The sequence below is a fragment of the Leptolyngbya sp. KIOST-1 genome, assembly GCF_000763385.1.
Taxonomy (GTDB): domain Bacteria; phylum Cyanobacteriota; class Cyanobacteriia; order Phormidesmidales; family Phormidesmidaceae; genus Nodosilinea.
On the sequence record NZ_JQFA01000004.1, the window covers coordinates 918754 to 945316 of the forward strand.

Sequence of the window (26563 nt, forward strand, 5' to 3'; positions counted from 1 at the left end):
ATTACTCTCCTTGTACCAGCTCAGCGATACGTTGCTCAATTTCTGCAAGGGTGACCAGGTTGTGCTCAGTGAGCAAGAGTTCCAGGGCATACAGCCAGCGCTCGTAATAGGCCGAACTGAGATAGTCTCCCGGTGGCATCCGTTCTGAAGCATGGCGGGTTTCATCTACCGGGAAAAAGTTGCAGAAGGTTGCAAAGCTCATGGCAAAAACTTTGGCTTCCCATTCGGAATGAAAGACGGGTTCATCTGGCTCGATGGGGATAGGCCCCATACCGTGCATACCACCCATGTCGTGGGGACCGTTCATCGTAAATCCTCCTAAGCGGCAAGGGTGGAAGGTTGTTCGGGGGGCTGAACCTTGGCCGTGCCAATCATGGCGTTACGAGTTACTAAACCGGCCAGCGCCGCTTCGGACAGGCCCTCGGTGCCCTGCGGTCGCTCTGGCAGAACTAAATACCGCAAATCGGCGTTGCTGTCCCACACTCGAATTTCGACCTCATCAGGAATGACCAACCCAAATTCCTGTAGCACTTTGCGCGGTTCGATCACGGCCCGCGCTCGGTAGGCAAAGGACTTATACCAGGTGGGCGGCAAGCCTAAAATGGCCCAAGGATAGCAGGAACAAAGTGTGCAAACAATCAGATTGTGGACTTGAGGGGTGTTTTCCACCACGACCATGTGCTCGCTGGAGAACCCCGTTAACCCAAGTTCTGCGATCGCGCTCGTGCCATCGGCCAGCAACCGCTGCTTATAGGCGGCGTCAACCCAGGCTTTCGCCACAATCCGGGCTCCGTTGTGGGGGCCAATTTGGTGTTCATAGGCCTCGATGATGGTATCCAGAGTTGTCGGATCAACGATGCCTTTTTCAACGAGCAGCGACTCAATTGCTTTGACGCGGAGGGCAATTTCGGACTCTGGGCGGTGAGTATGGGCCATGGCTTAGTAAAAAGTAGCGGACATCAATATTGGAATGGCTGGACAGTGATTGTACAAAAAACTGCTAGTTGAAACTCGGAATTTGTTGACAAATTTCACCGAATAAGTGACAAAACTTAGAGTTGTATTATAGGCTAAAACAATCAATTCTCTAAAACGTTTTATGGCAATAATCAACACCTATACCCATCCATTTGAGCTCCCATTAGAGAATACAGCTCTGCTCGTCATTGATATGCAAAATGATTTTTGCCATCCTGACGGCTTCAATAGTAGCCAATTAGATCTTAGTCTAGAGTCCATCAGGGCTATTATTCCATCAATTCAGACTTTGCTTGAGTGGTCTCGAAAAATGGGACTGATGGTCGTTTTTACCCGCGAAAGTCATTCTCCTGATTTATCTGACTTAACCTCCAGCAAACAAAAGCGATATACCAATGCCGGTTCCCCGATTGGTGAGCCCGGTAAAATGGGACGGTTTCTAGTTCAGGGAGAAAAAGGGGTTGAAATTATCGACGAATTGAGGCCTCTCCCCCATGAAATACAGCTAGATAAACCGGCCCATTCTTGTTTTGTCAACACTCAACTTGACCATAAGCTCCGCAGTCAAAACATCACTCACCTTCTCATCACGGGGGTCACAACTCAATGCTGTGTGCTGGCAACCTATCGCCATGCCAGCGATCTGGGCTATGACTGCCTGTTGTTAGATGACTGCTGCGCTGCGTTCGATCGCGCTGATCATGACGCCACGATTCACATCCTGCAATCCGAAGGTGGTGTATTAGGTTGGGTTGCTCATTCCTCCATGCTTTACCATGTCTAGCTTTCTCCTTACACCGAAGTGATAGAGGCTGCTCCTTTGTCAAGAAAACGTCAGCATCTGCCGCTTATTTTTGCGAAATGCGTAGGACATAAGCCTGCATCTTGTTCTATAAGCAAAGAATGACAGTTTTTCTTGCGTAAGTTGTGCCCTTCACTACAAAACTCATGGACTGATGCCTTTATTCTCAGAGCCAAGCGGTTACTGGGCCTATGCCTGATGATGACTCGGCTCTTGAGCATAGCAACCCGTGATCTTCCCTTTTAGTCTCGTCAAGCTTTATCGCGATCGAGGTTTGTGTTCCTATGCTGCCGAAGCATGTTTTGATTCTTTCCGCATTGGGTGCTTTGTTTGTTGGGGGCTGTGGGGCGTCGCTGCCCACCGAAAATACGGAAGCGCCCTCCTCAGAGAGCGCCGGAGCAGCCCCTGCTAATGAGCTGATCTCGGTAAAAGCGGGTCACTTAGTGGCGTTGGATATGGCACCGTTGTTCTTGGGAGTCGAATCGGGCTGTTTTGAGCAGCACGGTCTGGATGTCGAGACGGTGTTCTTCACCAATCCCGGCGATAACAATGCCGCCTTGGCCGGTAGCCAAATCGACTTCAGTACTAATCCCTTTACCCTGCCGTTTTTTGCGGCCAATAGCGGCGTGCCGATTAAAACGGTAGCGGCAGCTGGGGGATGGGGCGTTATGCAGGTGATTATTGACAGCGACTACGGAGTTGAGTCCATCGCCGATTTGACTACCTTCGTGACAGAAAATCCCGACCAGCCGTTGAAAATTGCCACCCTCCGGGGGGACACGCTGGAGTTGATTCTGGTGGATGCCTTTGAGCAGGCTGGCCTTGATCCAGAAGCCTTTGAGATGGTCTATTTCGACGATCTACTGGCTATGGTCGATGCTTTTCGATTGGGAGAGGTGGATATCCTGAGCCACATCAAGCCTTACACGACCCAATTTGTCGCCGCTGGCGAGGCGAATGTCATCACCGACAATGCTGAGGTTTGGTCGCCGACAACGCCGAACACTGTGGTTAGCGTGCTGGAGAAGACTCTCAACGAGCGTCCTGAAGTCGTGGAAGCCTACATTCAGGGCTTGCAATGTGCGGCAGAGATTATTAATACCGACCCTGAGCAGGCTATTGAACTCCTTGCGGGGGGCAACTATTACCGAGTGGAAAATGACGTGTTGCTGACTGCCTTCACCACTCAACCGTCCCCTATCACCTTTACTCCCGACCTGGATGCGGTTCAAACGGTGGTCGATAAGATGGTGCAGTTGGAGTATATCCAGGCGGACGTACCCGCAAAAGATATCTTTGATGTCTCGATTGTGAAAAAGCTAGAAAAGTAGCATGGTGAAGGGCAATTCTGGCGGACTAGGTTTCATATCGCGATCGCTGCTGCCCCTAGTTTGTGGGGTGATTTCTTGCGTCGTCTTTGTCGGAGCTTGGGAAGTCATTGGTGCTAATCCCGAAAACCCCATTGCCCAGGTTTTGCCCCCGCCATCCAAATTTCTGCCGGTGCTCTTTGAGAGTGATTTCAAAATTGGCCTGGGTTCGCAGTCGGCATCGATTTATCAGTCAGTCATTGTCACTTTAATCCGGGTAATTTCGGGAATGACAGTGGCCTTTGTAGGATCAATTGTTTGTGGCCTGTTAATCAGCCTTTCAAAGTGGTCAGAGTTGTTTATCCTGCCGATTTTAGGACTGATCGCGCCCATTGCTCCTATCGCCTGGGTGCCCCTGGCTCTAGTGGTTTTTGGCGTCAGTAATCTGACGGCGGTGTTCATTGTCTTCATGGGGGTCTTTTTCACCCTGACGATCGCGACAGTAGCGGAAATCAAGAGAATCCCCGAAAGCTTGTTAATCACTGCCGAAAATCTCGGGGGGGATAACTTTGCCCGCTGGAGGTTCGTCATTATCCCCGCTGTTTTACCCGGTGTATTTACCCTGCTCAGACTCAATTTTATTGCTGCTTGGATGGCCGTTTTAGCCGCTGAAATGACTGGCTTAAGGGATGGCCTTGGCACGGTTGTGATGACTGGACGCAACCTGTTCAACAGCAACCTAATTTTGCTAGGCATTTGCATTATCGGCATTACCGGATTTGCTGTTGACCGATTGCTGCTGCTGATTCAAAGAAAGTTTTTCTGGTGGAAGATTTAACTGATGAGCAGTCATTCCTCAGCTTTAGGTGAACGCCATCACCAACCGATTCTGGCCTGTCAGCAGGTGGCGAAAGTCTTTCATGCCAATCAGCAGTCTTCGTTCACGGCGCTAGAAGACATCAATCTGGAAGTTGCCAAGGGTGATTTTGTCACCATTCTAGGCCGTTCAGGAGGCGGAAAGTCGACCCTACTCAAGTTATTAGGGGGGTTTATTCCCCCTACCTCAGGACAGGTTTTATTTCATGGCGTGCCCTTGCCAGGCATTACCCCAAAAATTGGCATGGTGTTTCAGGAAAATTCTCTGTATCCCTGGTTAACCGTTGAGCAAAACATTGGCTTTGGATTCAAAGTTCGCGGCAGACAAAAGTGTCAGTATGCTTTGCGCGTTCAGGAAGTGATGGAACATGTGGGGCTAGCTCCAGCCCGCCACCTATACCCTCATCAGCTTTCAGGAGGCATGAAGCAGCGTGTTTCTATTGCGCGATCGCTAGCCAATCAACCCGACGTGCTACTGCTGGATGAACCCTTTTCGGCCCTGGATATCCAACTGCGGCGGCGACTTCAGAAATTTCTCCTGAACATTTGGCAAGATACCAAAGAAGCAACCCTGGTGCTGGTCACCCATGATGTGGAAGAGGCGATATTGCTGGGTCAGAAGCTCATTGTGGTCGGTGGGCAGCCAGGCCAAATTATAGAAGCAGTAGACATTTCGGCTCCGGCTTTTAGCGATCGGTATGATCGGCATTTTTTAGAACTGCAACAGCATCTAGAAAGAGTAGTCGGAGAAGAGCCCGACATGATGGAAAATCCCTTTTCATGGGCGGCGAACTCAGGTCAAAAAGTCACAAGTCACTCTTGACTAATTCGAGCTGGGTATTGGGCCTTATAGATTTTTAAGATATTTCTGGATTTTAATGCTGTAACGCTATCTTTCTGCTTTAACCAATTAATGAATTCCAGCAGGTCCTCATTATCTTTGTAGATGTACTCAAGCATAATATCGAACTCGCCAGTAACAGCGGACAGGTAACTGATATTTTCCATGCCAACTAATTCATCAAGTGTTGCCCCAAAAAAAATAGGATCGACTTTTATTTCGATGTAGGAGACATTTTCATGCCTAACCTTTCCCGTATTAATGAAAGCGCTGATAGTGATGATACCATCATCCAAGAGTCGCTTCATTCGATACCTAACCGTTGCTTCTGGCGTATTTATTGAGCGAGCGATATCTCGGTAAGGGATTCTGCCGTTATGTTGCAAAAGCTCAATAATCCTGAGGTCAAGACTATCAATCTCAGAATTTTCTAGATTCTCGATAGCGACACTGACGTTAGTCATCATTGCATTGTTTTCTAAGATGCCTAGGGCTAGTATAACAGCCACATTTGGCTGGTAATATCACAACATCCTAGGAATTTATATGTTCATCAAAAAACTGAATAATTCATCCTTTAGCATGTTGTCAAATATACAGTTTATAGTATCTTTCTTTCCTATATTGATTTTATTGGGATATAAAAAGAATGGTGAGGCTGAAAATTAGCTTCAATCACTTTTAAGTCTTCTCACTTTTTGGTCAAGAACTCTCAAAGAAGCTTTTTCTGATGGAGGTCTAATTGGCCTTTTAGAGCTGGTAAAGTATTTTAGGGGGGCTGTAAACTTTGCAAGACCTGATTCCAACGACTGTTTTAACCGGGTATTTAGGCGCTGGTAAAACTACGCTCCTCAACTACATTCTGACGGCTCAACACGGTAAGCGTATCGCCGTCATTGTGAATGAGTTTGGCGAAGTTGGCATTGATAATCAGTTGGTGATTGATGCTGACGAAGAAATCTTTGAGATGAACAATGGCTGCATCTGCTGCACCGTGCGGAGCGACCTGATCCGCATTGTCAGCAATTTGATGGAGCGTGCAGAAGATTTCGACTATTTGATGATTGAAACGACGGGGTTGGCCGATCCAGCACCAGTTATTCAATCCTTTTTTGTGGATGAGGTGATGCGATCGCGCCTCCTCTTAGATGCCATTGTCACCGTCGTCGATGCCAAATATATCTGGGAGCACTGGGACAGTAGCGAAGCCCAAGAACAGATTGCCTTTGCCGATGTGGTTTTGCTGAATAAGGTCGATCTAGTGTCACCGCCCATTCTGGAAGAGCTAGAGCAGCGCATTCGGAGTATGAATGCGATCGCCAAAATCCACCAGACACAGCACTGCCAAATTTCACTGGATACTGTGCTCGGTGTCGGAGCCTTCGACCTGAAGAATGCCCTCAGTATCGATCCAGAGTTCCTTGGCGAAGATGCTCACGATCATGACGAAACCGTGACCTCGGTTGCGATTCAGGAGGCGGGCGTCGTCAACGGTGAGCAATTTAATCGCTGGATCTATCAGTTAGTGCAAGCCCGTGGGTCTGACCTCTTCCGCATGAAAGGCATTCTCGACATGGACAACGCCAACCGCCGATTCGTCTTTCAAGGGGTGCATATGACCCTGGATGGCCGTCCCGGACGCCCTTGGCAAGAGGGAGAAACGCGGCGCAATGAACTGGTGTTTATCGGTCGCAATTTAGACGAAGCGGAGCTGCGGCGCGGTTTTAGCGCGTGCTTGATGTAACCCCCAATAATTCTGAACGCAATTTGCCATGAAACAATCCGAAGCCTTAACAATCAGCATCGGCGTACTCGGTGGTGTCGATGTTTTCCTGACTGCAACGGTCATTCCGGTACCGGTTTGGGTCACTTTTACCGCCTGGGCCTCCTTCTTTATCGTGGGGGGCGGTGTGCGGGGCTTTATTAAGTCCATTTCCTGCAATATTACTGGCATTATCATTGCCGCGCTTTCGCTGTTGGCGATTGACTTGATCGGGCCGAGTCCTCTAGTGGCCGCCATTTGTGTGGGCATTGGCAGTGCCGGTATGGTGCAGGCCTCAAAATTGCCCTTTACCCATGGTATTACCCCGGCCATCGTCTGGGGCTTTTCACAAACGGTGGGGACGGTAGCGGTCACGGGGTTATCAGTCACCGCCCCTCTGCCCAACAACCCGGTGTTAATTGCGATCGCCGCGATGATTCTCGGCAACTTGTTCGGTTATCTCTCGGAGGCTTGGGGTAAGGCCATGACCACCTCTGCCTTGGCCACGACGGGTGAATGATCATGCCCCGGCACAACTCGCCCCACGACTGAACCCACAAACAGGTCAGTTTTGCACACCTTTAATCAGGCCAAGGAGCCATAACGCTGATGAAACTACAGCATAATCTGGGGGGGCTAGAAGGGCTCGACCCCATCAATACTGAGACGCAGGTCTTTGTCGAACCCTGGGAACAGCGCATCTTTGGCATTCACACCGCCATGATGGCGCTCAGTAATCATCTGGGGGACTCACTACCCGACTATGCGATCGAGGAAGTGCCTACTGAGTTCAAAAGCTTCTGGACGTGGGGCCACCTGCGTATGGGAGCTGAAGGCATGCACCCCTTTGACTACTTCCGCTTGCGTTACTACGAAAAGTGGCTAGGGGGGATTTCCGGTTTCTTTGTCTCGGAGGGGTACATCACCGAAGAAGAACTGGACGCTCGCACCGCCGAATTGCTGGAGGATAGTGAAAAAGCAGCGGCCCCCTTACCGTCTGGAGGCGCTGCCGAAATTGACGCCCAAGTCTTGAAATATTTACAGGAAGGAGACTCCCCGCTGCGAGAATTGCCTGCCCCACCGAAATTTAGTGTGGGCGATCGCGTCCGGGTAAAAAACATCTCACCAGGTGACCACAGTCGCCTTCCCGGTCACCTCAAAGGCCACCTGGCAGAAGTCGTTCTGGTGTATGAAGGGGCTTTTACCTATTTCTTCCCGACCGAAGATGGCATTGGTGTCCCGATGCCCGTGTACAGTCTAGCCTTCAAGAATGAGGAGATCTGGCCAGAATCGTTGACTGAGCCCAATTCGTTCTACTACAACGACATTTTTGAAGTGTATTTAGAAGCCGTTTAAGGGGAAAACCTCATGCCTAGTAATTATCCAGGATTTAAGTACGGAGCCGATCGCGAAACTGTCAGTGCTGCGAAGGTCAAAGCGCTGGAGTCGCTCTTAATCGAAAAGGGCATCATCACAAGTAATACAGTTGACAGCATTCTTGGCTATTTTGAAACGGAAATGGGTCCGTTTAATGGCGCTAAGCTCGTCGCCCGTGCCTGGGTCGATCCGGACTTTAAGGCGCGGCTGCTGGCAGATTGTAATGCGGCCTGTGAGGAATTGGACTTTCCTCAGGGCATGTCAGGGGCTGAAGGCGAGCATATGCGCATTGTCGAAAACACGCCTGAAGTACATAACATCATTGTGTGTACGCTGTGTTCTTGCTATCCCTGGCCCACCTTAGGATTGCCGCCCTACTGGTTCAAAGATCCGACCTTCCGGGCTCGCGTGGTGCGAGAACCACGCAAGGTCTTGTCTGAATTTGGGGTTGAGCTCGACGACTCTGTCCAGGTACGGGTATGGGACAGCAGTGCCCAGATTCGTTGGTGGGTGCTGCCGATGCGTCCCGAAGGTACTGACGGCATGAGCGAAGCAGAGCTGGCGGCCTTGCTGACCCCTGAGGCCATGATGGGCGTCGCCACTGTCAAGGTTTAACACTTTGATCCCCGGCAAAGGCGGAGTTCAGGGGACTGAGCACAGCCCGGACTCCGCTCACAGATAGAGACACACACGCGCTATGTTTACCAAATTTGAGCATTTTGCGGCGACTAGCTTAATGGGGAATCCCACAGAAGCACCGCCCCGCAAAGACGGACATCTGCATTTCGATCGCGACTGGGAAAAAATGGCCTTCGGAGTCGCGATCGCCCTCTCCAAGCAGGGGTACTACGAGTGGGAAGACTTTCGCCAAACCCTGATGGCCACGATCAAGGAGTGGGAGACTACCCACGACCTCAACGACCCCAACTGGGACTATTACCAGTGTTGGTTAACCGCCCTGGAAACGCTGCTCATTAAATCAGGTGTCATTGCCGCTGGTGAGTTAGAAACGCAACTGGCGCAATTACTGCATTGCCAACCTTCTGAACTGTAATCATTCGAGAACATAACCAATGAAACCAACCCCTCATTTTTCCCGGACTCGTAAGTTGGTCACGGGTGGCTTCGTTAGTCTGAGTAGCCTCGCCCTCGCCGCGCCCGCCCTCGCGCATCACCCGTTTGGTGGGAGTACACCGACCAATGCCATCCAAGGCTTTTTGTCGGGGCTAGGGCATCCTGTTATTGGGCTGGACCATTTGGCGTTTGTGGTCATCATCGGCTTGCTCGCGGCGGCAATGGGGCAAGGTTTGATGATGCCCATCACCTTTACGCTGGCGGCGCTAGCGGGCACCGGACTGCATTTAATGGGTCTCAACTTACCGTTGCCTGAGATGATGATCTCGGCCTCGGTATTGTTATTTGGCATTTTGCTGGCCCTTAAGCAACCGCCCGCCACCCCCATCGTGGTCGCCTTAGCCGCGATCGCTGGGCTGTTTCATGGCTATGCCTATGGAGAGGCGATCGTCGGTGCCAATATGGGGCCGCTCTTTGCCTATCTACTCGGCTTTTCCAGCATTCAAATGGTCATCGGCATCGTAGCCTACACCTTCGCGCAGCGCCTCTCGCCCCAGTCTGAAGGCGGAGCCCTCAACCTTCGGTTTGCCGGGTTTGCCTTTGCCGGTTTAGGGTTCGCCTTCCTCTCCGGCATCTTTTTCGCTTAACGATGTCATCAGCTTGGCCCTAATGTAGCTGCGCCCCCTCGGTGACTAAGACTCCGGGGGGTATCATTTGCCAGAAGCTTGACAGTCTTTTCTACAGACCGCTATCCCGCAGGCGCTCAAGCTGATTACCATACACGCCAGTAAGGGGCTAAAGTTCTCGGTTGTATTTCTCCCTGGGGTGGACACCAATATTGGGAAGTGGCTGATGAGGCCCGGTTTCTTGATGTGGGACATGACCAGGGCGATCGAGGTACTGGTGTTGAGATGTGATCGGCGATCGCAGATCGGTTGCACCCAAACCTACCAGCGGCACGCGGATCAGATTGACCCATTTCCCAAGAACTTAGATGATATGTTGCCAAGCCCTAGAAGCGCTGTGTCAACATATCATCGACCCGGTGATTGATGGGTTTGGACGCGATTTTCCCTCGGAGAGGCTACGCCAACGCTTTCTGCTCACCTACGGCTTTTGCTCGGTGGACTTGAAGCGGTGGCTGGCGAAGAAAGACCCGGTGACGGGGAAGAAGCACGGTATCGCTACCCCCAGCCTGGATCAGCACATGGCTCACGAGATGAATCGGGATGGGCGGTACTTTTGCGATTCCCGCAGGGATCGCTTCGCGAATCGCATCGGTGCCGCCTGCGATTTTCGCATTCTCGATCTGCACAGCAATGCCCTGGTGGATTGGATTTTGGCTCAGGGATTGCCCTTCGACTCACTGTATTTCTATGGCCCAAACCGCCCTATCCACATCAGCTACGGCCCCCAGCACAAGCGCGATATCTGGGCGTTCACCGAACGGGGGACACCAATGCGGTACCGTCCTGACGGGTCATAATTCAACCAAATGTCGCTCAATGTGCCAGAGCTGATCCGCCGTGAGCCACTCGGGCTGAAACCTGAGTAGGTCAATGCGGTAATCCGGGTCAAGATCCCGCAGCACATCGAACGCTTTCCACGATTCGTCAAAATTTTCCCAATGGACCAGGGTGATATCTGACCAGTAGTTCAGCGGCTGAGGCATTGTCAGGTCGCCGATCACCCCCAATCGTCCGAGGTTGAAGTGAGTCCGCAGCCGCTCTGCCGCCTGGTGGGCCAGCTGCCACCATTCGGTCTTACGCTCCGCGTCCTTCTGCTCCCACTCCAGCCGCTGGCGCAATCCCTCAATCCAGGCTTGCGGCGGCAACAGTTTGACCGCACTCTCCAAGCCAAAGGTCATCAGCAGCATGGCTAAAACGTTTCGGGTACCTGGGGTCGAGCCGATCAGTGGTTTGCCTTCTATAAACTCAAATTTTGCCCTCGGGCACCAGCTGATGTATTCCTCAAAGGCGATGGGCATGGGCGATGGCTGGATGTTGGGGATAAACAGCAGGGAGCCCCACTGGGGGCCTTCCTCGGCGTGAACCTGCTGAAAGCCTTCCACTGGCTGCTCTATCTTAAAGGTCTTGGGTTCCAGGGGATTGTAGTCCTCATCCTCTTGCCAGAGAGCATCGGCTCGAAAGGCTAATCCAGGAATGCTGCTGGGGCGGTAGTAACCATCGCTGTCGGGTTGATGGCGTTGATACCGACCTTCGATAAGCCGGTAGAACTCGATCTGTTGACTTTCGGGCTCAATCAGCCAGTATTCTGGGACACCTGCCGCCTGGTAAGCCTCGAATTTGGTGCTGCGGTCAGCCGCTTCATGCCCCGGCATCAAAATTTCAATCACCAATTCTGCTGGGCCGCTCAAAAAATAGGAAAAGAGCTGATTGAGCCCCTGGCTCTTGTAGAAGATTAGATCCGGTGTAAAGCCGTCATCGCCCAGACGCATGACAAAATCTCGCCCCAACGATTCGCAGCCAGCCTGATTCGCCAGCCGAAAGGAATCCACTGACAACTGCTGCTGTATGCGGTGATGAGTCCAGGTTTTCTCTGCTCGACCGGCCTGCAAGTCCTCCGCAATGAACTCAACATCAACGATCTGTTGCTCCAAAAGGTTGAGTATTTCAAGGGGAGAGTCGAGTTTAGGAAGGGTGAGGCCATAGCCTGCGGCAAGGGCCTGAAGCCAGCTTTCGGTTGGGGCAAGGGCGATCGCCGCCTCTGCCCTCCTGCCCTGGAGAATCTGCCTAAGCAATAGCTGACTCCCGATTAGGGAGTTGCCCACGACCAGCTGACCGTCGATCAATTCCAGCTTGCTTTCGGGTTTGTTATTGATCCAGTTGTCAAACAACTCAGATGTCGGTGGATAGAGCGCCATAGCTTTACAAATGCTCCCACAGCTTGAAGTAGCATGGGTCTGTCTGAGGTGGGCTGTCACCAGGGTAGGTCAAGAACCGTCAGAGTAAACCATGAGCGCTGCCAACGAGCCGTCTGACCAATCGTTTCAGGACGAGTTACAGAAGCGTTGGGCTTCCCAGAGCGTTGAGATGCAGTTCTGGGAATGGCCAGAATTTCGTTTGGAGTTGGTCAACGGGCAGTTTTTGGTGGGAGGCACCCTGGCAGGGAGCCGCTGGTTACTCAGAGAAGCATTGAAGGGTTGGGGGCTGGAAGCTGCCATTGCCTTTGCTCCGGTAGAGCTGTGGTGGGAGGCACTGCGGCTGGCTTATGGAGTTCCTTGCCAATCGGCAGAGGCGTGGCTGCTGTGGGCGGAGTCTTTACCCTTGACGTCAGCCTATCAGGAAGAGTCTGGGCCATTGCTGGGCTCCCATTACATGGGGGAGCATCGCTGGGTGCGGGACTACCTGCGTCAGGTGCTGACGACGGCAGTAGGACGAGCCCAGTTGGGTACCTGTGCCGGGCCGAACTATGGTTTGCAGCTGGGTCAGGATGTTTTGACGCCAGACGTGCTGATGGTAACTGCTGAGCAACTGGCGACGGGGTGCTTTCACGATTACTACGTCGAGATACCGGCCCAATTGGTTATTGAAGTCAGCCTACCGGAGCGGCGGGGGCTGGATGTCCAGGAACGGCGCAGCCTGTATGAGCAGGGGCAGGTGCCCCACTACTGGGTGGTTGACCCGGTGGGGCGAGAGTTTACGTTCTGGAGATGGACGCCGGAGGGCTATCAGCCGGAGCCGCTGGATGTGGATGGCTGCTATCGGGGGGTGGAGCATTTGAGCTTTAGTCCCGAGATTTTCTGGCTCTCTTTTGATGAGCAGGTGTCTCCCTACAATTCAACGCTGTCGGCGTTTACCAGCGAACCCCGGCCTCGTAAGTGGGAGCTGCGGCGGGAGCCCGGTGTGGAGCTGGGCTATGGGAGCATTCCGTTGCGACCGCAGGTGGATCTGGAGCCTCACCCCATTACCGTTGAGGAGTTTATTGCCTGGTGTCCAGAGACAAAGCTGGAGGGGCCGCCGTTTCCGCTGGTGGGGGGAGAGACGGGGACTCGAAATGCGATCGCATTGCTGTTGATGAGTCTGGGATTGGTGGAAACGGTGCGGCTGATGCCAGGCTATGAGTGGGTGCGGGTGCTGCGGCGGGTCGAGCGGGAACAGCAACAGGATGCTCAGCGGAGAGAGCAGTGGTGGCAACACGCTAGAGCCATTGCTCGCCAACTAAGGGAGGACCATAGAGTGCAGGGGGTCGGCGTGATCGGTGCCTTGGTGAGGGATGAACCGCTCAACGTCTGGTCTCGGATTCAGCTGGTGATGTGGGATGTGCCGGAGGGGGTTCAAATATGGCAATTGGGACAAACCCTGCCGGAGAAGCCGTCGATTGAGTTGATCTCAGCGGTACGGGCATTGCCAGGCGAGTGGGAGGACATTTCTCAGCGAATGGAGGTGTTAGAAGGGGAGTGGCAGCCCTGCGGCCCTCGGCCCCAAGAGCGCATGGTGCTTCACTGGCAAGAGGATTGAATAATCTACGGCCCTCAGCTTAAGCGGGGTATTTGGGCCTTTACCGAATAGAGGACAGGACATCAACGTGCTATCACCTCTGCGTCACAGTCGTTAATCCCACCAGTAGCAGATGAGGACGGCGTCGAATCTGTCGCCCAGGGTTTTGCCGCGAAGGCCACCTCTGAGCCGCATGGCAAAGTATTCGCGAAACTCCCAGTCCTCCTGGCCTTCGGCGACGTTTCCACTGTAGACATCGACTGAATCGGCCTGCCATTTTTGGCCCAAGTCCATCAGTTGAGCCACGGTGACGTCTTGGTTTTCGGTCAGCAGATATAGGGTGTCTGCTGGGTAAGGGACGAAATGCATCAGGCTGGTTTCGGGCATGGGACGATAGTTGGCCATGGCCAAAAGGGTTTCAAGCACTCCGTTGAGGCTCAGGCCGTCTCGGTCGGGGGCGAAGATGGGCTTCGTAAACACAAAGCTTTTCCATAAATGGGGCTGCTGGGCCAGGTCGGTGATCACCACTGACCCATCGAATCGGTTGAATCGACGCTGCCAGACCAGGGCCGCCATCAGCTCATGCGGGGTATAGGCTTGGGCGATCGCCCCGATTTTCTCCACCTCAAGCATCAGCACTCTCCCTGGCTACCTGCGACCGGAGCCTGGATTGTACTTTCTGCTTCTGCTCGTCGCTGGCATCCTTGCGCCATACCACCCGGTGCCCTTGCAGCTCAGCCCCGTGGTCGAGTAAACACCGCTCCCAGCCGCGCCGGTCAAAAATCGCCTTTACATCGTTCAGCAGACCCCATTTTTGCTCTTGCTGGCTGAGCTTGGCGAACTTGGCATGGCTAGGATAGTCAGGCGCGAGGGTTTGGTCTTTTTGGTGGAGCAAGGGTGGGTTGTCAGAGTCGTAGTCGCGGTAGCGAACATAGAGATCTTGAAGGGCGATCGCCATACTGGTTTTCAACGCCGGGTGCGGATCTTTGTCGAACTGGGGAAAGGCCAGGTAGGTGATCTGTGGCTTCTGAACGTGGAACTTGACCACGGTGGCTTCTTCGGGGCGTCCGATAGTGCGAGAAGCACAGCCCTCGTAGAGGCGCAGCAATGGGTCAAGTTGGTCTATCGCCGACACATGCACCCAGAGGGAGTTGGGGCGCTGCTGACCGATCGCACTCTGCCGACAGCGCTGCTCGATCATCTCTGTGCGGCCTAGGGTCATGAGCATGAGGTCGGCAGCGGTGCAGGCTTGCTGGTAGCTGCCAAAGAGGGCTTTGATATCTGCTTGAACTGAGGGCGAGAGGTCTTTAAACTTGGGGCGGTTGCCGAAGTGGCTGAGGGCCAGGTAGACCAGCAGATCGTTGCGACGCTTGTCTGCGATCGCATCCCATTCCCCCGCATCGGTCGCTTGCAAGACAACGGTGAACGCCCGCCTAATACTGCCAAAGGTTTCCTGTAGGGGTGCGAGGGTGTCGGTGCCCAGTTCCTCAACTGTGGGTAGTCGACCGCGATCGGTATAGAAGTCCATCAGCGGTTGCAGGCGATCGCGGTATTCTTCAAACTTGCTGACCTTGAGGCGAATGCGGGGGGCCGTAGCACGGGAACGGAACCGGGAGGCCCGAAAGGCCTCGGCCTGGGCTTCATCGCGAAAGACAAAGTAGATGCCCAGGGCAATGGGGATGGCGTCTACCCCCAGTACCTGGTCGATGTAGGCCTTGAGTTCTTCTTGCTCGTAGTATTTCTGAAAGGTGTTGCGGCTGGTGATGATGCCGTCGCCGTAGGCAATGACGCCTCGGGTGCGATCGTCGATCAGCACTTGGGCGGCAACGATGAGGACTTTTTGGGCCAAGCCCCAGGCGTTGATCAGGGCTTCTCTGCGCTCGGCGGTGTCTTCGATGACGTTAATGACGTAGCCCAGGTTGACCACGGCGGCTGGGGTGCGGGGAATATCAGGGCGAAAGTGGGGATCCCAACCGGCGCTAGTGAGGCCCAGGCGGTGGATGTAGTCGATGTCGGCCCCGTGGCCACAGCCGTAGTCGAAGTAGGTGGTGTCGGCGGGGAAGAGCCCAGCTTCCACAGCGAGGCGGACGGGTTTAGAGGCAGTAACGCGGGCGATCGCAGCTCTATGTCGCTGAATCTTAGGCTTAGCCTGTTGAGCCGACTTGATTGGGCAAGCCAGGGCGTGGTTGTGAATTTCGATGCCCTGCTGGGTGAGGCGACGTTCCCAGTTGAGTTGGGTGCCAATCTCGCGGGAGTTATCCAGTAAACCCATGGCGACCTGCTGCTGGGTCAAATGGGCGAAGCGGGTGTAGTTGGGATAGTTGGGGGCGACAAAGGTTTCTTTGCGGTGGAGCAGCGGCGGGTTGGGGGCATCGCTGTAATCGCGGGTTTCGACGGTGTCTGTGGCCCAATCGACGATGGTGCTGTTGCGGAGTAGGGGGTGAGGTTCGGTGTCGAACTCGGGATAGTAGAGGTAGGAGAGTTTGGGCTGATCGAAGTGAAACTTGACCAGAGTAAAGGGCAGTTCCTTTTTCAGCAGGCGACGGGCGCACTGTTCGTGGTGCCGCAGGGCTTCGTCTAGGGAGGGCAGAGCGGATTGATGGATGTAGAACGCATTGGGCAGGCACTTGCCGATAGAGCTGCCCTGACAGTGCTTAACCAGCTCTGCTTGGGGCAGGCTGGTGGCAGGTTGCCCCACGACTTCAACACTCTGAGTCATTTTCAGTACACTTGTATGACACCCTCGCCGAGGTCTTCCTCGACCCAACTCACCCAATTGAAAAAGAAACCTGTATCTAGTGTTTGGCTACTCGTTTGCCGTTAGAATGACGCTACCCAGACCTCATCACCACTGTGACGACTTGCCTACATGAGAACGCTCAGCTTATTTGAAAGCGATCGCCTCTCTCTTGACCGCAGCATTGAGCTATCGGCAGAGTCGTTGCGCCACTATGGTTCTTTGTATAAGCATTGGGCGATCGCGTTCTCGGGCGGCAAAGATTCTTCAGCCACTGTTACATTAGTTGCTGACTTGCTCGATAAGGGGCTGGTGCCTCGACCTGCGAGTATCACGGTGCTCTATGCCGATACCCGCCAGGAGCTGCCGCCGCTGCACAATGCCGCGATGGGAGTCTTGAAGACGCTGCGAGAGCGAGGGTTTGACACTCGGGTGGTGTTGCCTGAGCTAGATCACCGCTTTTTTGTCTACATGCTGGGCCGGGGGGTGCCGCCACCGAGCAATACCTTTCGCTGGTGTACGCCCAAGCTCAAGGTGATGAGCATTGAAAAGGAACTAGAAACGCTGCGGGAAGAGTATGGCGAAAAGTTTCTGATGCTGACAGGGGTGCGCGTTGGGGAAAGCGCGGCCCGTGACCAGCGCATTGCCGTGAGCTGTACGAAGGATGGGGGCGAGTGCGGCCAGGGTTGGTTTCAGCAGACCACCTCGGGGGCGATTTCCGATACTCTTGCGCCGCTGCTGCACTGGCGGGTTTGCCATGTGTGGGACTGGCTGGTGAAGGCCGATATTGAGCTGGGCTTCCCGACGTTCGAGATCGCCGAGGTCTATGGCCACGACCCGCAAGATGATCTGGGGGAAACGGAGCCGATGAATGCGCGAACGGGCTGTATTGGGTGCCCGCTGGTGCAGAAGGATGCGGCTCTGGAACGGGTGGTGGCTCAGCCCAAGTGGGTCTATCTGGCACCGCTGGAGAAGCTGCGGCCTTTGTATTGGGAGATGAAGAAGCCCCAGCACCGGCTGCGCAAGCATGGGGAGGTGAGAAAGGCGGCGACCAAATATATTGGTCGAAATCGGTTGGGGCCGCTGCACATGGAGGCCCGCCGCATGATGCTGGAGCAGGTTTTGGCGATTCAAGAGGAGGTGAACCAGGCGGCTAGAGCCCAGGGGATGCCGGAGGTGATCTTGATTAATGAGGAGGAGTTGGCCAGAATTGAGGAGCTGATGGCGGAGAATACTTGGCCTAACCAGTGGGATGGAACAGAGGTTAGGGGAGATGCTATGCTGCCTGAGATTTTGCCTGATGGTAATGTTCAGCAGCTTTTGTTTGAAGAAGATGGGCTTTGGGGCTAAACCGTACTGCTTTGGGTTGAAACGCTATGAAAGAACGGACGATTGCTGAAGCTGCTGTTGAAGTCCTTAAAGCGGCTAAAGAGCCGATGACAGCGGCTGAAATTACGCAGGTCATTCTTGATAAGGGGCTATATGAGTTCAATACCCAGGATCAAGTTGGGATGGTGAGGCGGGCGATCGCTCGTCGATGTGAAGGGTATGAGCGTAAAGATTCGATGCCAGATAAAATTTTTGAAAAAAGGCCGAGCAGCAAATACACTGTAAAAAATTAGTGAAGGCACAGATTTAAGCACTTGTCATTGCTTCCATATAAGATTCAATATCTATTTCAATATCAAAAATTATGCCCATAGCAATTTCGGGATTGAACTTGAACTTCTCTCTGTACGAATAGGCCTTGACATCTGGCTGAAGACCTTGCAAGAAAGAATGGCTATTCAAAACAAAGGTCTCTACCTCATTTTTCTTAACCACTCGAAACCCGTGAGTTTCACGAAGATAGTTTCTGCAATCGTTCAAATCAAGAATAAATCTTCGTTCAGAATCGCTAAAAACTCTACTACTCCTGTCATGAAGTGACCAGAATACTGATGTGAATTTTACATGCTTTTGATTGTCGTCAATCAGGCCATTGGCTGTCGGAAAAACTTGTCTTTCTCGATGACCTATCAATAGTAAAGCGCAATCGATAGAACGATGCACGCAAAGTAAAGCCATTTGAAAATTATTAAAAGTTAGCCAAAACTCCCCTAAAGCTAAAAAATAGCCAGAAGCAGCTTCAAGCTTTTCCAAACCTCTTAATGCTGCCCACTGACCTAGCCCTTTATCTACTCTTTTGTAAGTATCTACAAGAGGTTTTAATGCATTGATGTCGTTTAGGCCTTCTAAATCACACCTCTCTTCCATCTGATTAAAGACTTGGCGAATAGTTAAAGATTGATTCCACCATTGCTTGTAACTGTCTTGAGTAAGAAAATCTATTGGAGACGTTTCCAAAAACGCTTCCCGAAGAATGCCTGCATAATTCAATAGCTCATCAAGCAACCACTTTATTCGATACATATAAAAGTTTTGAAAATTAACCTTTGAAAGATCGCTGACGATTTTATTGCAACGACTAATATCAAGAAGGTGAAAAGCTTGAAAAAACTGGCTAAGTAAACTGATCAAGTAACCTGAAGAGCAATCGTGACATCTAGGATCGATCTCAAGATCGGGATGAGAACTAGACAATTTCAAGGCAATATACCAAGCAAAAATTTCTGGATTTTTGCTCACGCTAGGTTTTAATTTAAACTTCTGACACTCACTTACAGAATTATCCTCCAAAAAAACTTCGAAATACTCATATTCTTCATGAGCAACAAGCGTGTAGTCAAAAACTTGAGTAACCGACTCATTCCAAATTCCTATACTCTTTCCCATCGTATCTCTGCTGGATTTAAATCTAACCGATTGCTCAATTTTTCCACGGCTTCTTTATATTCCGCGTTAGCTAGAGCCTCAATTTCGGCAATAAACTTTTCTGGGTCTTCTTTACTATACAATTCAAGTTTGTCCTTCAATCCACGTTGATAAGGTCGATTAGCCCAGTCTTTTTCAACCACATCACATATTTTTTTGTGCAGCTCAGATAGGTATCGCTCAAGGGCCTCATCCGCCAGCTTATAAAGAAAGCTGTATACTTCATCTGAGTTGCTTTCGTAGTTTTCCTTGAGCCAGCTCTTGATTCTATTGTTGCTATCAGGCTGCAATAAAGATGCGGTTAACAAATCTCTCCAAGCTTTTTTTGCATATTGCGCGAGCAATACTCTGTTTCCAGAGTAGATCAAGAAGTTGGTATAGGGAAGGTTTTTGTCAAATAATCTCTTCTCTGGCTTGAATGCAAACTTATTCAGTGCTTCAACAACTAACTCTGCCGATTTTTCTGGTGGGATACCAAAGTCTTTAGCCAGATTTGCTGCAATACTTGCCCATACCCCAACAAGTGCTTGTTGAAATACATTCAAAAAATAGACCCTATCTTCCTCATTTTGTGTAACAAGAGGATCAAATTCTTTCTCTTGAAAGTTTCTTATTGATGCTTGATCTTTGCCAGTACAACGCCTAAACCGAGATAAAACATCTTCTTTAAAGGTCGCTGCATCATTTTTCCCTTCCTGAATCTGTTCGTCGATCCTTGATACAGCTTTCAAAAAGCTTTCTCTAATTTCTTTGTATGGACGAGGTTTTGTAAACAAAACGTCCAATGCCGGAGTGATCAAGTGATCGATTTGTCTCCTAAGAACGGGTTCCTGGGATGCGTGAAATTCACTTTCTTCTATTGAAATTGCAGATATTGCGTTTTCATCTGTAGCTAATTCAGTTTCGATCTCAGCAAGATTTAAGAGCTGATACTGAAAGCCCTTTTCAGCATCAGAAAAAGCATAAGCTCGCAAGGCTTCAGCAATTATAGATACAGTTGTGATAGAGTACTTTCTTTGAACCGTGTTAGCCCTATTATCCCTTCTTTCATTCCACTCAAGCTGCTGAAGCTTGGAATGACAGGGGTCTGGATTTGATTGCTTCCATAGATTAGCTAAACTCCTGACCGCCATTGAGGCTAAGCTTTTATCCTTAAGCAGGTCAATGAAATGTCCTGACACCTCCTTTGCCGTAGTATTTATAGTGACAAACATCTCCCTGAGATCTTTAACAATAGATTCAGAGTTCCCTGCAGCAGACTCTGCTGCAGGAGTAAATACAATACAAACTGGCAGCTCTACGAATTGAAGCAATTCTTTATTCTTTTCATTTAACCTCATCAATGCTTCAAAGCGATGTTGACCATCAATGACAATTAATTTTATCTTCCTGCCATTATACTTGAACGTAGCCCATGCAGGATTATAGTGATAGGTATCTCCATCAATATTGAGTGAGTAGCCTAAATCCGCTTCAGTCGTTGGAAGTTCGACACAAAACTTGTCTTTATCAAAAACTATAGTCAGATTGTCATTTTCGCTGTCAAATCTTCTCTCAATGACATCATAAGCATCCTTAACCTGATCATTTTCCAGGGAAACTACAGACACTATAATCGGAGGAAAAAATAAAACTCTGTCTGTGCCTTTCTCTAGATATTCCTTGATAATTTTTTCGTCAACTCTCTCATAGTCTACGTCACGCTGCATAAGATCCTCAAAACGGATCTTTGAGAATTCAAATGCTGATGAAGCGGTGGATAGCCTGCCAATTTCTTTGATATTTAAGCAGCAAAGAAGATAATTGACTTCGTAGCTTTCAGTCGTTTTAAATCGCCCAAACACTCCATCAATTATTTCGGGGAAAATTGATATTTCTTTTTTAGGGGGTTTGGCCATTTTTGGTGGTTCTTATTTAACGACTATTCTTTATCGAATCTTCAACGATCTTCAGGCTGCCAAAGACAAGCTGCTCATCCAGCTAAAGAAACTAATTCTTGTATTGATCTCAGGCTTATGTTGGCCGATAGGTAGCCAATTCCTCGATGCAGGTGTAACCTAAATTGGCCTGAGAGAGTATCCTTGTTGATTTCTATGCCGTCTCTCTCACATCTCTGTCTAAGTGCAATTATAAGCAAATCCGAGGTTTCTCCGCCAAACACTTGCCAGGTCATTTCTAAATTGCTGTCGGTAGGGATTGGCACTGGTGAGGGGGGAGTCGTCTCTGCCAATGAGAGGCAAAAGGCCCAACGGCAAAGAATGTTCCACTGGTCTATTTTGGTCGTTCGCTTTAGTTTGATGAGCTGATCCTTGCCAGCTTGGGAGATGCGAACACGGTCTACCGGGGGTTCTAGCATAGTACTTACCAAAAATAGCCGGGCTCAACATCGGTCTGGTGTTGCTTGGCATCGTAGCGCAGCAGGTACTCACGGCTGATCGCCTTACTGCTTCTAAGCTGTTCTACCTCAGCTTCGCGAATCTCGGTATCCGTAGACAACAGCAAAACCTGGTGGCTGGCTTGGGGGAAGTATTTTTCAACCAGGTTGTTGCGGTGGTAAGAGTCGAGCCGCCCCAGGGGCGTGTCGATCGCCACCGGCAACTGACGACCCGAGGCGCGGGCCAACCCCCACAGCAGGGCGATCGCCAGCAGCTGCTTTTCCCCCGCCGAGAGCCGATGCTTGGGTACCGGCTGGCCTGCCCGGTCAAACAATGCCAGGGTAAAGGCTTCGGTGTTAATTTCGACTCGATGCACCAGGTTGGACTTGTGCAACAAGTAGAGAAAGCATTGCGTCACCAGGGTTTCGAGCTGGTTCAGCTTGCGCAGTTTGAGCCGCTGTTTGAAGACCTTGAGCTTTTTCTGCACCGTCGCGATCGCCCTTAGAATGTGCTCGTCGTTCAAGTACTCCAGGGTGGCTTGGCTGTACTCCACCAGTTCTTTGCGGGCTTTGTCGATGGCGTGGATGATTTGGTTGTAGTCCTGCTGGGCCTTCTCGTGTTCCACAGCGAGGCGGGTCACCTCTGCCTGGGCTTGGTCTACCTGCTGGGATAGCTTTTCGTAAATTTCGGGAGAAGCGGCGGTGGCCAGATAGCGCTCGGTGGTTTCGATGGTTTCTTCCAGGGCTTGCAGGGCGGTGAGTCGTTCCTGGGCCAGCTGCTGCTGGGCTGGCAAGCCATGGTCTAGGAGCTGGGTCAGCTGGTGGAGGTGATCTACACTGGCGTGGAGCCAGGGCTCGGCATGGGGATGGGCCAGGTCGTCGTCTTCGCGGGCCAGGAAGTCTCGGATTTGCTCAACCGCAGTTTTTTTCAGCTTTAGGGTTTCCACAAAGTCGATGAGGTGCTGGTTGCGCTTCTGGAGCAGGTCTTTGGCGGCCTGAAACTGCTGGTAACGGACTTCGACCTGAATCTGCGCCTGGGCTTCGCGCAGCAAGGGCTGAATCAGAGCCAGGGGTAGGCTGCCAGCGGCCAGGTCTCGGAGGGCTTGCCGCTGCACTTCAGCTTCGGCTTTGGCCTGCTGCAATTGCCGGTCGAGCTGGCTTTTTTCGGCGGCAATTTTGCCCCCTTCCGCAAAGAAGCGTTCCTGGGTTTCGCTCAGGGTTTTCTTAGCAATTTGGAGCTGGGTGTAGGTCGCAGCGATCGCCTTTTTGGCCGAGCGACGCTGGCCTTCCAGGTCATCAAGCTGCTGCTCAATGGCCTCTAACTGTTTGAGTTCCTGACTGCTGGAGAGCTTTTTGCGCTTGCGGGAGGCCAAGACATCGAGATCAGCAGAGAGGCGATCGGGCAGTTCTAGTCCCAGAAGCGATCGCATCGCTCCAATCACCGCTGGGGGCAGCTCGTCCTGTTCAGCTAGCTCCTTGACTTGTTCACCATCGAAAAGGAACAGGTTAGCAATCCCCAGGGGCAGCAAGTCCTCAATCCGCTGATCCCAGCCTTTCTCCAGGGCTGGGTCTGGCTCCCCATTCACCAAAATTTCCAGCTGGTCGCGGCTGCTTTTGGCGTCTTTCATCCAGCTGCGGCAGATGCGAAATTCCGTTGGTTGGGCGGCGTTATTGAGGGTGAGCTGGAGTGATAGCTCTACAGCGGTGGATTCATCCTGGGCTTGGCGGTTGACAGCCTGGTTGAGAAATTCTTTGTAGGGTAAATTGCCACGGGTAGAGCAGGGGGCGCGGTGGCCATAGAGGGCCAGGCGAATAGCATCCATCAGCGTCGTCTTGCCGCCGCCATTCATGCCGCCAAACAGAATGATCGGCTGCGCGGCATCCACCGGGGCCATATCGATGACCTGCCGTCCCCGATAGGGGCCAAAGTTTTGAAGCACCAGTTCGCGAAAAATCACGGGTTTACGTCCTCGCCCCAAACTTCATTGCGCCCCAGGTGGGTGCCTCCTGAGTCTGGTCTTGGTCTTGTTGTTCAGGTTGGTCAGCCTCCGGTTGCTCTGGGGCAAAGAGTTGCTTGATAGTGTCTACCTCTCCACTGGTGGCCGCCTGCTGAACCAGCCGTCGGCTGCGGGCATAGTCCATGGCCTCATCCCTTGGCCGAGAACTGGTGTCAAAGGGTTTTTCGAGCGCCTCAATGACGCCCTTGCGGCGAGACATGGTTTGGTATTGGCGCTCGGTGTCTAGCAGCCTGGCGATCAGCTCAAACTGCATAGAGTCGTCGCAGATGTCTTCCAAAATGCTCCACTCGTCTTCCCCGAGCAGAGAGTTGCCCGCGTTAGGGCGAGGGTCACGAAATGGGATACCCGTGACGGTTTCGTAGATGCGGGGCAGGGAGTCATCAAACTCATGAAATTCTTCCAACCAGATGCGGCGAATTTCGCTGAGTTCTTCCAGGGCTATTAGCTCAATGTCCTTCATCTCGTTAGGGGCGTTGTGGCGGGCTTCGGCCTGGGCCTGCAAGACTCGCCGCAGCCATTCTTCGCGCCACTGTTTAGTGTAGGGGCCGGGAATATTTACCACTTCGGTGGTGTCGGCCCCTGGCACAGAGCGTTCATAGAGCTGCACATGGCCCTGTCGTCGTCGGAAGTCGCGCCGATCGAGGTCGTTTTCCACATCTAGTTCGTTGCGAAGATCGAGCAGCGGCTGCATCCACTCTTTCTCTTCGTCGTTTTGGATCATGGCTTCCATAGACTTGTCTTTGGCGACCAGGGTGCAGACCCAGCAGCCAAACCGCGAACTGCCGCAGCTGGGGGTGGAGGTGTCGATCACCAGAGGGCATTCGTTGTCAGCGGTGGCCCCTCGATACATGGTGAATAGGTCTTTGTTGTCGTTGCCCCAGGGGTTGGGCCACTGCATTAGGTACAGCCATACTTCGTCGGTGCGCCAGTCTTCGATGGGGGTGTAGATCAGCGAGTTGGGGCGGCTGGGGTTGTAGTTCATGTGAGAAAAGACCCGCCACTTGCGGTGCTCGGTCATGAGAGCGGCCCGGCTGGCGCTCTCGGCTTTGCGGGTGCCCAGCACGAGAATGACCTCGCCACTTTCTCGAATTTTTTCGCGAATGTAGTCGTCGGAGGGGCGAATTTTGAGGCGCTCGGTACACCAGCGGAATCCCTGACGCGGCGCGGGGTAGCCCTTGCCGATCAGGTTGACCCAAAAGGTATCTTTGACGGCGGGCTTGAGCAGCAGGGGTTCGATAGGCATTCCCTGGGCCTGGGCGGCACCTTTCATCTGCTCTAGGGATTGGCTCACCCAGGCGGCAACTACGGGGTTTTCGACCAGGGTGTCGGTGGTGATGACGTGGATGGTTTTGGTGCGCTGTTCGGGGGGCAGGGCGGCGATCGCACCCCAGACCAGTTGCAAAATAACGGTGGAATCTTTGCCGCCGGAGTAGCCAATAATCCACGGCAGCGAATCTTGGCAGTAGAGCTGCTGAATTTCGGCGGTCAGTGCCTGAATGTCTTCTACCAGTTCAGGGACAGTTCGTTGAGCCGGGTCAGTGGCCTCGGTGGGGGTAGGGTGGGTCATTCTGGCCTAAGTCCGTAATAAGTACGTATAAAATGACGTACGTATGAAATCTACATTTCCATCTCGTCGGAGATTTGCCTATAGGTTTCAACCATTTCGCTGAGGCGGGTCTTGCCAGTGGTCGGTTCTCGGTTATACACAATCTCTGAGGCTTGCAGAACCTGCTGTATCAAAGCATCTGCTTTCTGGTCAGCCTCTTCTACGTTTTCAACGTAAACCAGCTGAACTCCTAATTCGCTTGCCCGACGCTCCAGTTCTTCTGGTGAAAGGGTGGTTACCGCAAAGGCGATACACTCCTCACGATGCGTAGGCGTATCTCTGTCTTCAATCCAGACTTCGATGTCAACGTCTTCGGCTCCAACGGCTGTCATAAACTGCTCAGACTCAGCTTCTGTACGAGTTATGATTTGAAACTCATACTGGACCATGGCGGTTATCTCCCTGCTAGTACGTAAACCCGCTCTAGCTGCTCCTCTTCTTGGGTCAGCGATAAGCCTAATGCCTTTTTGATGTAGGTCGTCATGAAAATAACGCTGGTTTTAGATTTTGACAGCCGCCCAGCCACCATAATGCGCCCCTCCCAGTCACGGTTGGAGCGCAGCCAGTCGATCTTGCGCAGCCCCCGCAGCAGTTCCGCCCAGTCGCCGTCGGGGTAAGTCGCAATTAGCGCGGCCCCGGCTTTGCCAATGCCTGACAAGGTAACGGCGTGGCTGTGGACGTACTCGCGCCGAATCTCGCCAGCGCTCACTTCCTTCGCGAGCACCTGGTGCCAGTCAAGAATGTTTTGACTGACCGCCTCCCAAAAGCGGACGGCAAGGGCAATTTTTTCCTCTATGGCAGCATCGCGGTGGTTGGTTAACAGGTGCTGAGTGGCGCTGTAGATGGCGCTGAGGGTGAACAGTTTGCTAGAGCGCACCGGCAGGTTGCTGCGCTCTGGGTCTGTCAGCTTGGCGAAAATGGGTACCCGCTTGACGACCTCCTTGGAGAGGATCGCTTTCTTGTCGCGGGAGTCGTAGAGGATGTTGAGGGAGGCGTCGGGGCGGGCGGCGTAGCGGTTGAGGTCGGTGAACATCTGCTGCGATCGCTTTAGCCCCAGGTCGAGGAAGAACACTACAGCAATGGTTTCATCCCCCAATTCGGGGTTTTCCTTCAGCGCCTGCTCGAAGGCCGCTCGGCGGTGCTGCCCATCGTTGATGACAAACCGGGCATCCATAGGGATCTTGAGTTGGCCGATGTCTTCCCCAGCTACGGCTTCAAAGGCGACGGTGGCATTCACCGAGACTGTGATCGCTGAGAACACATAGTCTTTGGGGTTGTCGATGATATAGCGGGCAATCTCGGGCACCCGCTGCTTGTTGAGTACCCGCTGAGACCTGAGTTCAGCAGGGATCTCCTCATCGTCGAACGAGAACAGCTTGGGGATGAGACGCACCGGGCACATGGAGACGTAATACTCGTGCCCCGCCTGAATGCCCCTGATAGCCGGAAACAGATACTCGAATGGGAGAGCCATAGAACTAGCCCAAGACCTTCCCAAGCAAGATATCATAAAAAATAACGCACAGCACGTTAAAAA

At 52.3% G+C, this 26563-nt stretch carries 27 protein-coding genes; 14 read left to right on the top strand and 13 right to left on the bottom strand.

Features of this window, described 5'->3' with window-relative positions; all coding sequences use genetic code 11:
- Position 1: 1 nt before the first annotated feature.
- Positions 2-307, bottom strand: coding sequence for an SH3-like domain-containing protein (locus NF78_RS33080; protein WP_052050804.1), 306 nt, complete (start codon positions 305-307; stop codon positions 2-4).
- A gap of 11 nt (positions 308-318) precedes the next feature.
- A complete protein-coding gene (nthA, locus tag NF78_RS21105) occupies positions 319-936 on the bottom strand; it encodes a nitrile hydratase subunit alpha (protein WP_035991445.1) in 618 nt (205 codons plus the stop codon).
- Between the two features lie 163 nt (positions 937-1099).
- On the opposite strand from nthA (NF78_RS21105), the gene NF78_RS21110 reads away from it, so the two are divergent.
- The 4 genes from NF78_RS21110 to NF78_RS21125 all read left to right on the top strand — a co-directional run bounded on the left by NF78_RS21110 (position 1100) and on the right by NF78_RS21125 (position 4786).
- Positions 1100-1762: a cysteine hydrolase family protein gene (locus tag NF78_RS21110; protein WP_035991446.1), complete on the top strand. Its 663-nt coding sequence runs from the start codon at positions 1100-1102 to the stop codon at positions 1760-1762.
- 302 nt (positions 1763-2064) lie between these two features.
- Entirely contained in the window at positions 2065-3111 is a 1047-nt protein-coding gene (locus tag NF78_RS21115) for an ABC transporter substrate-binding protein (RefSeq protein WP_035991447.1), read from the top strand.
- Position 3112: 1 nt separating this feature from the next.
- Positions 3113-3925 carry an ABC transporter permease gene (locus tag NF78_RS21120; protein WP_081972810.1) on the top strand — a complete coding sequence of 271 codons (813 nt, stop codon included), beginning with the start codon at positions 3113-3115 and terminating at the stop codon, positions 3923-3925.
- A gap of 3 nt (positions 3926-3928) precedes the next feature.
- Positions 3929-4786 (top strand): ABC transporter ATP-binding protein, encoded by an 858-nt coding sequence (locus NF78_RS21125; protein ID WP_081972812.1) that lies wholly within the window; start codon positions 3929-3931, stop codon positions 4784-4786.
- On the opposite strand, the gene NF78_RS21130 is transcribed toward NF78_RS21125, so the two are convergent.
- A complete protein-coding gene (locus NF78_RS21130) occupies positions 4777-5271 on the bottom strand; it encodes an Lrp/AsnC family transcriptional regulator (protein WP_052050806.1) in 495 nt (164 codons plus the stop codon). The two genes, NF78_RS21125 and NF78_RS21130, sit on opposite strands and share 10 nt — an antisense overlap.
- Positions 5272-5591: 320 nt before the next feature.
- On the opposite strand from NF78_RS21130, the gene NF78_RS21135 reads away from it, so the two are divergent.
- The 7 genes from NF78_RS21135 to NF78_RS21165 all read left to right on the top strand — a co-directional run bounded on the left by NF78_RS21135 (position 5592) and on the right by NF78_RS21165 (position 10503).
- A complete protein-coding gene (locus NF78_RS21135; protein ID WP_035991448.1) occupies positions 5592-6548 on the top strand; it encodes a CobW family GTP-binding protein in 957 nt (318 codons plus the stop codon).
- A 28-nt stretch (positions 6549-6576) separates the two neighbouring features.
- A complete protein-coding gene (locus NF78_RS21140; protein ID WP_035991449.1) occupies positions 6577-7086 on the top strand; it encodes a DUF1097 domain-containing protein in 510 nt (169 codons plus the stop codon).
- 89 nt (positions 7087-7175) lie between these two features.
- Positions 7176-7922, top strand: a complete 747-nt coding sequence (gene nthB / locus NF78_RS21145; protein WP_035991450.1) for a nitrile hydratase subunit beta — start codon at positions 7176-7178, stop codon at positions 7920-7922.
- A 12-nt stretch (positions 7923-7934) separates the two neighbouring features.
- On the top strand, positions 7935-8558 hold the full coding sequence (nthA, locus tag NF78_RS21150) for a nitrile hydratase subunit alpha (RefSeq protein ID WP_035991451.1): 624 nt from the start codon (positions 7935-7937) through the stop codon (positions 8556-8558).
- An 82-nt stretch (positions 8559-8640) separates the two neighbouring features.
- Positions 8641-8997, top strand: a complete 357-nt coding sequence (locus tag NF78_RS21155; protein WP_035991452.1) for a nitrile hydratase accessory protein — start codon at positions 8641-8643, stop codon at positions 8995-8997.
- A 19-nt stretch (positions 8998-9016) separates the two neighbouring features.
- The gene (locus NF78_RS21160; RefSeq protein ID WP_035991453.1) at positions 9017-9664 is read left to right on the top strand and encodes a HupE/UreJ family protein; all 648 of its coding nucleotides are present in this window, start codon (positions 9017-9019) and stop codon (positions 9662-9664) included.
- Positions 9665-10011: 347 nt separating this feature from the next.
- On the top strand, positions 10012-10503 hold the full coding sequence (locus NF78_RS21165) for a hypothetical protein (protein WP_263970668.1): 492 nt from the start codon (positions 10012-10014) through the stop codon (positions 10501-10503).
- Here the strand turns inward: NF78_RS21165 and NF78_RS28500 are convergent.
- On the bottom strand, positions 10498-11901 hold the full coding sequence (locus tag NF78_RS28500; RefSeq protein ID WP_081972814.1) for a Uma2 family endonuclease: 1404 nt from the start codon (positions 11899-11901) through the stop codon (positions 10498-10500). The two genes, NF78_RS21165 and NF78_RS28500, sit on opposite strands and share 6 nt — an antisense overlap.
- Before the next feature lie 91 nt (positions 11902-11992).
- On the opposite strand from NF78_RS28500, the gene NF78_RS28505 reads away from it, so the two are divergent.
- Positions 11993-13498, top strand: coding sequence for a Uma2 family endonuclease (locus NF78_RS28505; RefSeq protein WP_052050808.1), 1506 nt, complete (start codon positions 11993-11995; stop codon positions 13496-13498).
- A gap of 93 nt (positions 13499-13591) precedes the next feature.
- Here the strand turns inward: NF78_RS28505 and NF78_RS21180 are convergent, their stop codons facing one another.
- Together NF78_RS21180 and NF78_RS21185 are read right to left on the bottom strand one after the other, a co-directional pair.
- A complete protein-coding gene (locus NF78_RS21180; protein ID WP_035991454.1) occupies positions 13592-14110 on the bottom strand; it encodes a hypothetical protein in 519 nt (172 codons plus the stop codon).
- Positions 14103-16196, bottom strand: a complete 2094-nt coding sequence (locus tag NF78_RS21185; protein WP_052050809.1) for a DNA phosphorothioation-associated putative methyltransferase — start codon at positions 16194-16196, stop codon at positions 14103-14105. Before NF78_RS21185 ends, NF78_RS21180 begins: the two co-directional genes overlap by 8 nt.
- 150 nt (positions 16197-16346) lie before the next feature.
- Here NF78_RS21185 and NF78_RS21190 point away from each other — a divergent pair, with 150 nt between their 5' ends.
- Together NF78_RS21190 and NF78_RS21195 are read left to right on the top strand one after the other, a co-directional pair.
- Positions 16347-17564, top strand: a complete 1218-nt coding sequence (locus NF78_RS21190) for a phosphoadenosine phosphosulfate reductase family protein (protein ID WP_035991455.1) — start codon at positions 16347-16349, stop codon at positions 17562-17564.
- Positions 17565-17590: 26 nt separating this feature from the next.
- Positions 17591-17836, top strand: a complete 246-nt coding sequence (locus NF78_RS21195) for an HTH domain-containing protein (protein WP_035991456.1) — start codon at positions 17591-17593, stop codon at positions 17834-17836.
- A gap of 13 nt (positions 17837-17849) precedes the next feature.
- Here the strand turns inward: NF78_RS21195 and NF78_RS21200 are convergent, their stop codons facing one another.
- From NF78_RS21200 to dndB, 7 genes are all read right to left on the bottom strand, one after another.
- The gene (locus NF78_RS21200; protein WP_035991457.1) at positions 17850-18989 is read right to left on the bottom strand and encodes a hypothetical protein; all 1140 of its coding nucleotides are present in this window, start codon (positions 18987-18989) and stop codon (positions 17850-17852) included.
- Entirely contained in the window at positions 18974-20926 is a 1953-nt protein-coding gene (locus NF78_RS21205; protein ID WP_035991458.1) for a hypothetical protein, read from the bottom strand. The genes NF78_RS21200 and NF78_RS21205 overlap by 16 nt, the downstream gene beginning before the upstream one ends.
- Before the next feature lie 74 nt (positions 20927-21000).
- Positions 21001-21384, bottom strand: coding sequence for a DNA sulfur modification protein DndE (gene dndE / locus NF78_RS29880; RefSeq protein ID WP_072016210.1), 384 nt, complete (start codon positions 21382-21384; stop codon positions 21001-21003).
- 5 nt (positions 21385-21389) lie between these two features.
- On the bottom strand, positions 21390-23360 hold the full coding sequence (dndD, locus tag NF78_RS21210) for a DNA sulfur modification protein DndD (protein WP_035991459.1): 1971 nt from the start codon (positions 23358-23360) through the stop codon (positions 21390-21392).
- A 4-nt stretch (positions 23361-23364) separates the two neighbouring features.
- Complete coding sequence (dndC, locus tag NF78_RS21215; protein ID WP_035991460.1) at positions 23365-24987, bottom strand: DNA phosphorothioation system sulfurtransferase DndC; 1623 nt, start codon at positions 24985-24987, stop codon at positions 23365-23367.
- A gap of 50 nt (positions 24988-25037) precedes the next feature.
- A complete protein-coding gene (locus NF78_RS21220; protein ID WP_035991461.1) occupies positions 25038-25415 on the bottom strand; it encodes a hypothetical protein in 378 nt (125 codons plus the stop codon).
- 5 nt (positions 25416-25420) lie between these two features.
- Positions 25421-26500 (bottom strand): DNA sulfur modification protein DndB, encoded by a 1080-nt coding sequence (dndB, locus tag NF78_RS21225; RefSeq protein WP_035991462.1) that lies wholly within the window; start codon positions 26498-26500, stop codon positions 25421-25423.
- Positions 26501-26563 lie beyond the last annotated feature (63 nt).